This is a genomic window from Bradyrhizobium sp. BRP22, from assembly GCF_020194175.1.
Taxonomy (GTDB): domain Bacteria; phylum Pseudomonadota; class Alphaproteobacteria; order Rhizobiales; family Xanthobacteraceae; genus Bradyrhizobium.
Genome location: NZ_JADYVX010000048.1, coordinates 40,545 through 51,290 on the forward strand (window position 1 = coordinate 40,545; position 10,746 = coordinate 51,290).

Annotated in this window: 8 protein-coding genes, 6 pseudogenes and 1 riboswitch; of the genes and pseudogenes, 6 read left to right on the forward strand and 8 right to left on the reverse strand. The window is 60.2% G+C overall.

Features of this window, described 5'->3' with window-relative positions; translation table 11 throughout:
- Positions 1-341: 341 nt before the first annotated feature.
- On the reverse strand, positions 342-869 hold the full coding sequence (locus tag I6F35_RS35810; protein ID WP_225122337.1) for a phasin family protein: 528 nt from the start codon (positions 867-869) through the stop codon (positions 342-344).
- Positions 870-2,173: 1,304 nt separating this feature from the next.
- Here I6F35_RS35810 and I6F35_RS35815 point away from each other — a divergent pair.
- The 3 genes from I6F35_RS35815 to I6F35_RS35825 all read left to right on the forward strand — a co-directional run bounded on the left by I6F35_RS35815 (position 2,174) and on the right by I6F35_RS35825 (position 3,420).
- The gene (locus tag I6F35_RS35815; protein WP_225122338.1) at positions 2,174-2,590 is read left to right on the forward strand and encodes a hypothetical protein; all 417 of its coding nucleotides are present in this window, start codon (positions 2,174-2,176) and stop codon (positions 2,588-2,590) included.
- Between the two features lie 54 nt (positions 2,591-2,644).
- Positions 2,645-2,938, forward strand: a complete 294-nt coding sequence (locus tag I6F35_RS35820; RefSeq protein ID WP_225122339.1) for a hypothetical protein — start codon at positions 2,645-2,647, stop codon at positions 2,936-2,938.
- 167 nt (positions 2,939-3,105) lie between these two features.
- A complete protein-coding gene (locus I6F35_RS35825) occupies positions 3,106-3,420 on the forward strand; it encodes a helix-turn-helix domain-containing protein (protein WP_225122340.1) in 315 nt (104 codons plus the stop codon).
- Positions 3,421-3,602: 182 nt separating this feature from the next.
- Here I6F35_RS35825 and I6F35_RS35830 read toward each other — a convergent pair.
- From I6F35_RS35830 to I6F35_RS35835, 3 pseudogenes are all read right to left on the reverse strand, one after another.
- Positions 3,603-3,807 (reverse strand): annotated as a pseudogene (locus I6F35_RS35830) (transposase); the annotation flags it as partial.
- Positions 3,785-4,516: pseudogene (locus I6F35_RS40675) on the reverse strand (hypothetical protein); the annotation flags it as partial. The pseudogenes I6F35_RS40675 and I6F35_RS35830, both read right to left, overlap by 23 nt.
- Positions 4,517-4,560: 44 nt before the next feature.
- Positions 4,561-5,339 (reverse strand): annotated as a pseudogene (locus tag I6F35_RS35835) (IS21 family transposase); the annotation flags it as partial.
- 262 nt (positions 5,340-5,601) lie between these two features.
- On the opposite strand from I6F35_RS35835, the gene I6F35_RS35840 reads away from it, so the two are divergent.
- Positions 5,602-5,787 carry a transposase gene (locus I6F35_RS35840; protein ID WP_225122347.1) on the forward strand — a complete coding sequence of 62 codons (186 nt, stop codon included), beginning with the start codon at positions 5,602-5,604 and terminating at the stop codon, positions 5,785-5,787.
- A 286-nt stretch (positions 5,788-6,073) separates the two neighbouring features.
- On the forward strand, positions 6,074-6,853 hold the full coding sequence (locus I6F35_RS35845) for a hypothetical protein (RefSeq protein WP_225122341.1): 780 nt from the start codon (positions 6,074-6,076) through the stop codon (positions 6,851-6,853).
- 755 nt (positions 6,854-7,608) lie between these two features.
- On the opposite strand, the pseudogene I6F35_RS35850 reads toward I6F35_RS35845, so the two are convergent.
- From I6F35_RS35850 to I6F35_RS35865, 4 genes and pseudogenes are all read right to left on the reverse strand, one after another.
- A pseudogene (locus I6F35_RS35850) lies at positions 7,609-8,056 on the reverse strand (helix-turn-helix domain-containing protein); the annotation flags it as partial.
- Positions 8,057-8,280: 224 nt separating this feature from the next.
- Positions 8,281-8,436, reverse strand: a complete 156-nt coding sequence (locus I6F35_RS35855; RefSeq protein ID WP_225122342.1) for a hypothetical protein — start codon at positions 8,434-8,436, stop codon at positions 8,281-8,283.
- Positions 8,433-8,776, reverse strand: a pseudogene (locus I6F35_RS35860) (IS256 family transposase); the annotation flags it as partial. The gene I6F35_RS35855 and the pseudogene I6F35_RS35860, both read right to left, overlap by 4 nt.
- Before the next feature lie 71 nt (positions 8,777-8,847).
- Positions 8,848-9,168: pseudogene (locus I6F35_RS35865) on the reverse strand (IS6 family transposase); the annotation flags it as partial.
- A gap of 22 nt (positions 9,169-9,190) precedes the next feature.
- Positions 9,191-9,400, forward strand: a riboswitch (cobalamin riboswitch).
- Positions 9,401-9,502: 102 nt separating this feature from the next.
- Between I6F35_RS35865 and I6F35_RS35870 the strand changes: the two are divergent.
- The coding region (locus I6F35_RS35870) for a ribonucleoside-diphosphate reductase subunit alpha (RefSeq protein ID WP_225122343.1) at positions 9,503-10,746 on the forward strand (1,244 nt) is incomplete at its 3' end.

Consider the following 10,746-nt stretch of genomic DNA (forward strand, 5'->3'; position numbering starts at 1 on the left):
CTGCGCGCACTGACGGCCGTTGCCTCAGCCACGCGCGTCCTTGAATCCGGCGCGAGGCGATCGGCCCGTGGGGCAGTGCCAACACCATGGCCAGATTCATGCGCGGGCAAGCGCATTGGGAGCGGCCGACTTGCTGCAACGGGCACTTCGCGCACTCTCTAGTGATTTGCTGGCGGCGGAGAGCCTGCATCAAGCCAAAACTAGCCAGTCGTTTCAAATGAAAGTTTTATGATGCCCCGGTGAGTCTGCGGCATTCGCCGCACCGGTTCGTCTCAACAGAAGGAGTGGCCGAGATCGCCGAGTCCGGTATGGTCTAGTGATCCTGGCGACGAACCCCTAGTCTAGAAGCCCAGAATGCTCTGCCTGGTCAATTCGCCGTGGAGTTTGCGAATTTTCAGCGAGTCGGTCATAAGTGTCTCGAAAGCCTCCTTCGCAAATTCCGTCTCCAGCTCAATCACCCTGTCGAGCGAGGGGAGGGCCGCAAGCTTCTCCAGGAGGCTCAAGGTTTGTTTCAGCGATTTCCGGGTGTAGTCGTTATAGGCGTCGGCGATCGTTACAACACCGAAGGCGACGCGCACGGCCGAAACCGCAGGGAAGGTATCACTCCCGGAAGCCTCAACCGGCGCGCCTTGAGCCGGTGCGGCCAATGTGCTGTTCGGCTCGTCGACTTTGATCTTCTTGCCTATCTGCGCAGGTTCATTGATTTGTTCTTGGGCGCCCTCCGATTGGTCCGCCACAGGCGTCGGCTCGGGGACTCGATGTGCGTCGGCTTCCTTGCTCCGCCGGGCCTTTTTGCGCCCCCGCCGTTCTGTGTTTCGGTTGCGCTGGCCGGATTTTCCGATCGGCTTATTCCCATTCTCACTCGACATTGGGGCTCCAAATCTCAAATATGGATAAGTGCCAGGCTGCGACATGTTTGCGCTGGATTCGCGGTTGGGCTTTGTTCCTCGGGTGGCGGTCATGTGTTGGCATTTGGAAGGGGAGCGCCAGTGGCCATCTCGTGCCTTCCGACTGAGGCTCATATGCTAGGCAGTCACCGCGGCGTCAGTACCGGAGCCCAACAGAGGTCGCGCGAATTCTCAGCGGGTCGACGGTCTAGCAGCGAGAGTTGGCAATGCGGCGATTTAAGGGGCAAAGGTTCAATTCTCTGACGATGCTGGCGGTTGAGGCGCATCATGTGATTGCGCTGCGGTTGATGAAGCTGATGTTCGGCGGCAAAGGGGCCCGGCGCGAATCCGAAGGCATGATCAGCGAAAAGATAGATGCGGCCGTCGAAGCCGGCACAAGGCTGATGTCTGGAGCTTCGGGAGATGAAATAGTTCGTCGGCATCGACGGCGAGTAGCAGCGAATGCGAAGCCGCTAACCGGATCGAATTTGGGCCCCAGAAAGCGAACACGGCGCCGACGAAAGTAGCCTCCCCGCCTGGATCCGCCGGCGCCATGCGCGTCTGCGCCCACGCCGCTGGTCGCTCACCCGCTTCCTCATCCTTGCTGTGGATCCTGTCGCGGATGGTGAGGGGCGCGGCTAAGGAGCGATCCCGATTACCGCAGCCCGACCACGATTACCAGGACGTCGGTCGTCAACCAGTCCGGTATGCGCTTCGCAGGTTCAGCCATGGTTTTGGCCCTCCGCTAAGGGCACTCTCCGACATGCCCAAGCTAAGCGATATGACCTGCTTCACGAAACCGAAAAAGCTGCTCGCGCGAGTGATCCAGATCAACGCGACACTGAACTCCCTGTGCTATGTTGCTATTAGACTAAGTGGCCTTCGGGCCATCAAGGGTACGAGGTGCCATGGCTGATCATGCAGAAAGTCTCCGCGCGCGAGCCGAGCAATGTCGGCAGCAAGCTGCAAAGACGGCTGGTCCGATCGGCAACTGCTGCGGCGCTCTGATGAATGCTGAGGCTGGCCCAGCTACTGGTGCTCGCCTCAATCGAAAACGCCTGCAGGAGTGAACCTGACGAAGGTGCCGCTCTCAGGCGTCCACAGGTTCACTGAGACGCCGGCGCACCCGGAGCAGCCCAGACTTGCAGAAACTGCTTTGCGTACTTTTCTGATGTGCGACCTCTTTGCTGATCGACTTCGTTGGCTCGTCCCGGTCGGCTGAGAGGGGGCACCCCCCGGCGCGGAGTGCAGATGGCCGCGCCGGGGTACACGACCTGGGGCGGAATATGAGTCGAAGCAATTCAGCCTGCTACCGTGCCAAGGCGGAGGATTGTCGCGCGCGGGCTGAGCGAGCGAAGAGCCGGATCGAGAAGGAGTGCTGGCAGTTCTTCGCTGACGAATGGCAAAAGCTCGCCGAGGACACCGAGAGACTTGAAAAACCAATGAGTCTTCGATCGATGCCCCACTTGGAAACTTGCTTAGGAATCCTGCGCAGGTTGATCGCTAAAGGCAATCTGAACGGCGTTCCATTGGCTGAGAGGGCCATTAACGAATACTGGGATGCCACCCTGCCGAGGGCCCGCAAGAGTGGCCTTCGGCTTCTTCGGCAAGACATTCTGGCCCAGGCTAATGCCGTGGTCGGGGATCGCCGCTCCTTCGCCGAGATCGTGAACGCGTACATCGAAACAAAGCTGGCAGAGTAAGGCCGCCTTGGTTCGATACCCGCGGAGACGTGTCAGGCGTCATAGGAGAAGCCGATGACGGGACTTTTAGCGAGAACCCTCACCACAAAGCTGACGGTGTCGAATTCGTTGGATGGCGATGACATCCGGGCGCTTCAAAATTTGCCGATCCGAACTCGAAATCTCGAGGCGCTGCAGGTCATCGTTGCCGACGGTGATCGTCCCGCAGAATGCTGCGTCCTGACGGAAGGTTTTGCCTTTCGCTCGAAAACGCGTTCGATGGGCACCGGCAAGTGGTATCGCTGCATATTCCGGGTGAAATTCCCGACCTGCAGAGCCTCCATCTCAAGGTCATGGATCATGACCTGATCACTCTTACACCGTGCATCACTGGGGTCATCCCGCATGACGCATTACGGCAATTGAACCGAGAGCGCCCGAACGTGGCAGCGGCTCTTTGGCGGGAAACGTTGATCGACGCAGCCATCTTCCGGGAATGAATCGTCAACGTCGGCCGCAGATCGGCGGCCGCGAGGATGACGCACCTGTTTCTCGAACTTTACCGGAGGCTTGAGGCTGTAGGCCTGGCCAAAGACGGCGGATTTGAGCTTCCTATCACGCAATCGCTGCTGGGTGACTGCCTTGGATTCTCGGCGGTGCATGTCAATAGAGTGCTGCAGGATGTGCGGGGCGCCGGCCTTCTGGCGGTCAACCGTGCCAATTTTCGGCTTCTCCAGCAGGAAAAGCTGGAGCAGGTGGCGGGGTTCGACGGCACTTACCTGCATCAAGCTGGCCCTCTAACGGGAATCGCGATCGGGTTTTCGTGCGAAGACATCGATCCGAAAGATTGAGATGTTGTGCGCTCCGCTGAGGCGCATACAGAGGCGCCGTAGATGGTCTCGCGGTGACCTGCCACTGAATTTTCATCCAGCAGCGGTTGAGTCTCGGAGTTTTGTACGCCAAGTGGTGCGGGTGGAGCAACGGACGATCGGCGGAGCTGGTCGGGGTTGCGGAGCCGATCGTCCGTTGCGGTGAGGTGGGCAGCATAGGCCGCTAGGGTCAGGTATTTCAGGGAAGTGTGGGGCCGGAGGTTATCATCGGCGACCCAGGCAGCGATCTTCGCACAGGCGTCATCCAGATCGAAGAACAGGGTCTCGTTGAGCAGTTCATCGCGCACCCGGCCGTTAAAAACTCTCGATGAAGCCGTTCTGCATCGGCTTTCCCGGTGCAATGAAGTGCAATCGACGGCCGTAGGTTGAAAAGCGGCACCTTCTGATCATTGCCGTCCTTCTCCCGTGGGTCCTTGCGGTCGCGGATAATGAGAATCCGCTTTTTCATATCCACGTCCGGCCAGTCGGGTCGACAAATCTCCTCTTGGCGCATCGTTGTCGCGACGGCGTAGGGAACAATGCGGCCCATTGGAATGACTTGCCGAGGGTTGCTTTCAAAGTACTCAATGAGCTCATCAAGTTCATCTTGGGTTGGTCGTCGGTCTCGCTCATCCGATTTTCCGACAAGACCCAAGTGCTTCAACGCAAAGCGCGCTAAGCGAACCTCTTCGGCCGATACTTCAATGCCGCGAACCGCTGCTGCATGGGTTGCGATGGTTCTGATGAACGACATGTCAATTGCCAGTGTGGCAGGTCCGGCGCCTTCCTTCGCTCGCTTTCTGCCGAATTCGATCAGTCGTTCACGGTTGAGCTGGGGCAGCTTCACCGTTCCCAAAGACTCCTTGCCGCCAAAACGGCCGCTTTGGAAAGGCGGGGAGCGCGGCCACCTCATGCATATCTTCGATATGAAGATCGATGAGGTCACCGAACGTACGAGCCTGTACGGCTGCCCGTGGCTTTGGCGACCCGCTGCGATCGATATAGCGCTCCATGTCGATCGCCAGTCTTCGCCGTCGTTGCGGCGGCGATGGGTCAAGCCTCGAGCAGCGCTGATCATCTTGGCGTCGCCGAACACGCTGGACCATTCGCCGAAGGCGAGACCCCGGGTCCGAAGGATCGTGGGTGCTCGGCAACGATCCTTCCATCCTGACGGATCACGATCCGGTCGGCGACCGGACGGCCGACGGCGCTGGCTGCGGCTGAGTATTTGTTGTTATCGAAGCCACCAGAGATGTCTTGGCGACCGACGCCAGCACCGCATGGAAACCGTCGAACCTGCCGCATAGGGCACGAGCTTGGGACGCTGGCTTTAAAACACGTCCCCGATCTTCTGATCGGTCAGCTCTGGATGGCGATATGCCTTGGCGTAGGCGATGCACCTATCCAGCAGCCAGGCGTGAACCGCAGCCTCGGCGTGAAGAACCGTTCCCTGACCAGCCCAACCTGGTTCTCGACGTGCCCCGTCTTCCAGCCCAGGGCTGGCGTGCAGGCAACCGGATCGACCAGGTAGTAGCTGCACACCTGCAGGAACCGGCGATTGTAGCGACGATCCTTGCCGACAAAGATCGTCTCGACCGCGGTCTTCATATTGTCGTAGATGCCGCGGCTGCAGGTGCCCTTGAACAGGGCGCACGCCCGGTCGTGCGCGTCGAACACCATCTCCCGCGCCTCTCAGAGATAGGCTCCGCACGAACAGCATACGGCTGTGGCAGAGCCGGACGTGCGCGACCTTCACTATGACCGTGGTGCCGCTCAACAGGACCAACTCGTGGCTCCAGCTGAACTGGTAGGCTTTCGCCCGGTGCAAAGCTCAGCGGGACGTAGGCTGCCGCTGTCGATCGCGCAGGTCCTTCTCACCGCCTAGCGTAACGCCGTACGGCCTTCTAACCCCATCATACCCCTTCAATTACCCACATTTGATGTCCGATTTGAACGAAGCTCCGCGGGCGAAATCTTGGATCGGCAGAATCTGTTGTGATTCGTTGTTCAACACCTGATTCGGAGGCGCGGGGTGCTCAATGGGCTGGTGAAAGAACGCGCGGAGACGCGTGCTCAGCATTGACGACCGGTATAGAGACGTGGCTTGATCGGGAGCTGCGGGATGTAAGGCTGAGCGGCTTGGCCGCCGGTTCTACAAATTGCATGCACAAATCCGGAACGACATGGTGTCCAAGCATCCCGCTGGTTTGTCAGGACTGGGCCAATACGGAGGCCGCCTATTGCTTCTTCTCCAACGAATGGGTCAACGAGGCGGATATTCTTTGCGGTCATCGAGGCGACGCGCGAGCGCGTAACGGCGACGGAGGGACCGATCCTCGTCCTCCATGACACGACAGAATTCAGCTTCAAGCGCGAGAAACCAGTGCGACATACTGATGCATTCGAGCGTCGCCGTGACGATCGATGGACTTCCGCTCGGCCTTGCGGCAATCAGGTTCTGGACAGGCAAGAAGTTGAAGGGGACGACGGTGCTGAAGCGTAAGATCAATCCGACACGGTTCCGATCGAGCAGAAGGAGAGCATCCGCTGGCTGGAGAATTTATCGCAATCGACCGATCTTCTCGCTGCCCCTGGACGATGCGTTCATATTGGTGATCGCGAGAATGACGTCTATGTGCTGTTTTGCCTGGCCGAAGAGGTTGGAACGCTTTTCCTGGTGCGAACCTGTGTTGATCGGCTGGCCGAGGACGGCAATCATACAATTGCCGACGAAATGGACGAGGTTTCGATCAAAGGCCTACATCGGATCAAAGTCAAGGACGACAAAGGCGATCCGGATGAAGCGCTTCTCGAAATTCGTTTCCGCAAGCTTCGAATTCTGCCGCCGGTCGTCAAGCAGAAGAAATGTCCCGCACTCACTTTGACCATGATCCATGTTCAAGAGCGGGGAAGGCCGAAGCGGATCGAGTGGAAGCTCCTCACCAATCTTCCGATCCGATCGGGCAGGCGTCTGGTCAATCTGATCGCGGTTTTCTGCAGTGTGAGCTGGCGCGTCTTCTGGATGACGATGCTCAATCGTTCCTCGCCGAATGCCATACCGCAAACGGCGCCGACAGATCCCGAAATCAGGCTTCTTGATCATTTGGTGAAAGACAGGCGTGGCGACGATCGCTCTCGAGGAAGCGCGCTCTCGCACTATGTGCTCAAGATCGCGCGGCTAGGAGGGCCGGGATGCCGAATTCCAGGCGCAAGAAGGCGGCGTTGGCTTCCTCTTCATGCCGACTTGCAGCACGATCGAGGCTTGCTGCCATCGCGGCTCGCCGAGGGTGAGACTCTCGGGAAGCTGCTGTACGAAATTGCGCGCAACAAAGTCGCTGTTGTAGACACGAGACACGAGCGTCTGGCCCTTTTTCCCACGTCAAGGCGCACGACGCCTAGGAGTCCGGATTGTTGATGTCGCACTCACCCGCGCGATTCTCAGCCCGGGCTGATCGTGATTGAGACGCGCCGCGATGGCAACCCTAGCCGCGGGGCGACGGGCGGCACTTGGCGTGGCCCGCTCCGCCGCTTGTGGCCCCAAGCGTCGCGTGTGATAGATCGTCATCAAACACCAGCCTGTAGCGCATTTCCTCTCCACCCCACACGTGAATAGCCCCAAGGTACGTTCCCGAGATGTTGTCGGAGACGAAGCGTCCGTCGATATAGAGGCCCAGGCGACCATTCTGTACGGAAATCGCCATCGCAATCGATGTAGGACAGCGCGACGCGTGCCTTTCGCGTCTCGTCGTCGTCAGTACGAACGGCCGGGTTGCGCGCCACGCGCTCCATACTCTCAAGTGCGGCGAAGCACACACGCGGCGCGTCGTTAGATTTCGACAACCACTCCGCGCAGCTGTGACGCAGTTCGGAAGCGTCTTGCGGTATCTTGGCCCTGTCGCCGTACACCGAGCACGAGAAGAATTGCGATGGTTCGGTTCGTGTGCAGTTCCTTCGAAAGTCTCAGCGCGCATCACGCCCGAAGGCCGGGAAGCGCCGAAGCCCCAAGCAAATTGATTCGATATCGAATTTCAGGGCCAGTTTTCGGGCGAACTGATAGATCTCTATACCGTACCGGTCACCTACCGTATCTGGCAGCGCTCGCTGTTCGATCTTGTTTAGCATGTGTTAACCGCGGTTGCTCGTGCCCAAGCGAGAGCGCCGCCCCAAACTAAATGTCTGGCTGCGGTGCGGCTGCAAGCCGAACGCCGTCCACATCCGGCGGATCGTGGTGTGAGAAAAGCCAGTTTCCGCAGCCATCGAGCGAATCGACCAGTGCGTCGCATCGGGCGGCGTCGTACGCAATGTCCGCTCGATTACCTCAGCAACCTGATCGTCGTCGATGGTTCGAGGGCGGCCAGGGCGGGCCCGTCAAGCAGGCCATCACAGGGGTCCTTCAAGAATCGGCGGCGCCACTTGCCAACGGTGTGTACATGGATGCCCAGTTCGGCAGCCACAGACTTGCTTGGCAAGCCAGCCGCACATCGCAGGATCGCGCGGCATCGCTCAGATAGCGGCCGGGCAACACAATGACGACGAACTTGCCTGTCCAGCACGCGCGCTCTTGCTGACTCAACACCAATGGCGCGATCGGCCGGCATCTTATACCTGCGTTCGCCACAAGCGCTCTCCTCCAGACTGCCGAGCGCTCCTTATTCTCCTATAATGTGACGAACTTGCGTTCCAGATGACTAGGTCGGCCGACATTGCCAGAATGAACCGGCCTCGTAACGTGGGCAACGGGGTTGATTGCTGCGCGATTGGATGGCGATTGCGGCCAGCCGCGCAGCGGCTGAGCGGGCCAAGAGGAGCGAGTTCAATTCGGCTGCGTAGCTGGGCGCGCCTTCAATGGATTGACGACGGAGCTGCGATCATGCCAGCGTTGACCAGGAGATCGGCTTGATAGACACGGCCGAGCTCGTTCGGATCGGCATGCACGTGAACGAAGCGCTGCGACGGCCGGGACACTTCGAACAAGGTGTATCCGGACGTCGTCGTCACGTCATGTGATCGTGGTGAGCTTGAACCGGACGGGGAACCAACAATTGCTTGTGCGCCTTCAATCGTCGGAAGCCCTTGTTGGCCTCGATCATGCCGGCCGCAAGCCATCGCAAGGCCATACCAGCATCCCGCCGGCGTTTGACGTTGCGTGTGGCGCGGCGAATGGTGCTCATCATGTTCTCCGCCATGTTGGCACAGGCGAGCGATCGACGAAGCTCCAACCTGCGACAGTCAGGACTTCATCGAAACCTTCGAGGATGCTCGCCGCTACGCCGGGCCATTGCGGGTCGAGTCGCCGCGCGAGATTGCGGATCAATCTCTCAGCGTTGTCGGCGTGGTCTTAGCGGTTATGCCGGCGATGCGGGGCGAGCGCATCAGCGAGCCAAGCTTGCGCGCCCTGGTTGTTGGGAGTTTGTGCTGGTGATGTTCGACGTCAAAGCCCATCTTCGCCCCCGCAGCGCCGTATAAACGGAGCTCCTCCGTGATTATCACGCTGGCGGCGTGCCGGCGGATTTCGACAGCTTCATGAGCCGCTGCGCAGCGCGCGAGTTTCTTCGGGCGCAGGGTCAAGACCTCGAGAACGAAGCCATTCTCCTCCCAACGCGACGCCCTGCCAGCATTCCGCAACTATGCGCAGGCTTAAGCGAAACCGGAAAAACAACCAAACGGCATAGCTGCTCACTTCCTGTGGAAGCGATGCCGGCGATTAAGATGGTCCCGAGCGGTCGGCATGCCGGTCGTCTATGGATGGGTCTACATGTAGCGTTGTTACGCGCCTTGCACCCCGCATCTAGTGGACGGAAGCCAAGAGGGAACCCGCTGCGCCGGCAATATTCCGAGGCTGCCCCTGCAACTGTAAGCGGCGAGCGGTTGTCATCATGGTCACTGGCGCGACAGCGCTGGGAAGGCCGACAGCCGCAGCGACCCGCGAGCCAGGAGACCTGCCGCGACAGCACGAACGTCCTCGGGCGGGGTGCCCCGGTGGGTCGCTTGCAGCCGGGGACATTTGCCCGGTCTCTCGCAAGTCATCCGCGCGGCCCCAGCCCCAAACATCGCGGGGTTGCCGATGTCGCCGTCTTACGATTTCGATCAGCACGGTCATCTCATTAAGCTGCCGAGTGTGCGGCCGCGGCCAGCGCAGGCAAAGCCTACCACGCCTGAACTGTGTCTTGTGCAGCCATCGCCGGCTCCGCTGCCGAGGCCCCTCGCGCCACCGCCAAAGCCGTCTGACCTCACGCTCGATCGGTCGCGCGACGACCTGTTGACGTCGTTCGGCAAGCTGACGCTGACCGACCGTTATCTGCTCGCCGGCGAAAGCCTCCAGGACATGTTCGCCCGGGTGTCTTGCGCCTTCGCGGACGATGTTGCGCATGCCCAACGTCTGTATGATGCGATGTCTCGGCTGTGGTTCATGCCGGCCACACCGGTGCTCTCCAACGGCGGCACCACGCGCGGCTTGCCGATCTCGTGCTTCCTTAACTCGGTGTCGGACTCGCTCGAAGGCATCGTCGGCACCTGGAACGAGAACGTCTGGCTTGCTGCCAACGGCGGCGGCATCGGCACCTACTGGGGCAATGTTCGCTCGATCGGCGAGAAGGTGAGGGGCGGCGTCACGTCGGGCATCATCCCGTTCATCCACGTTATGGACGGCCTGACGCTGGCGATCAGCCAGGGCTCGTTGCGGCGCGGCTCGGCGGCGGTCTATCTCGATATCCACCATCCCGAGATCGAGGAGTTCCTCGAGATCCGCAAGGCGTCCGGCGACTTCAACCGCAAGAGCCTCAACCTGCATCACGGCATCAACGTCACCGACGAGTTCATGCGTGCCGTAGGCGTCGGCACCGCAGTCTCTCTGCGCAGCCCGAAGACTAACGAGGTCGTCCGCGAGATCGATGCCCGCCAGCTGTGGCAACGCATCCTTGAGAACCGGCTGCAGACCGGCGAGCCTTATCTCTTGTTCATCGACACCGTAAACCGCGCGCTCCCCAAGCACCAGCGCGAGCTCGGCCTCAAGGTCTCGACCTCCAACCTGTGCAGCGAGATTACGCTGCCGACCGGCATCGATCATCGCGGCGAGGAGCGCACCGCGGTGTGCTGCCTGTCGTCGCTCAACCTCGAGACCTGGGACCAGTGGAATAAGGAGCCCGGCTTCATCGAGGACGTCATGCGCTTCCTCGACAACGTGCTCACCCACTTCATCACGGTGGCGCCGGACGGAATGAAGCGTGCCCGCTACGCCGCCCTGCGCGAGCGCTCCGTTGGCCTCGGCGTCATGGGCTTCCACTCGTTTCTCCAGGCCAAGGGCATTCC

Coding starts and splice junctions, on each gene's coding strand:
- I6F35_RS35810 (WP_225122337.1), bottom strand. CDS start 869: ATGTCGAGTGAGAATGGGAATAAGCCGATCGGAAAATCCGGCCAGCGC.
- I6F35_RS35815 (WP_225122338.1), top strand. CDS start 2,174: ATGAGTCGAAGCAATTCAGCCTGCTACCGTGCCAAGGCGGAGGATTGT.
- I6F35_RS35820 (WP_225122339.1), top strand. CDS start 2,645: ATGACGGGACTTTTAGCGAGAACCCTCACCACAAAGCTGACGGTGTCG.
- I6F35_RS35825 (WP_225122340.1), top strand. CDS start 3,106: ATGACGCACCTGTTTCTCGAACTTTACCGGAGGCTTGAGGCTGTAGGC.
- I6F35_RS35840 (WP_225122347.1), top strand. CDS start 5,602: ATGCACAAATCCGGAACGACATGGTGTCCAAGCATCCCGCTGGTTTGT.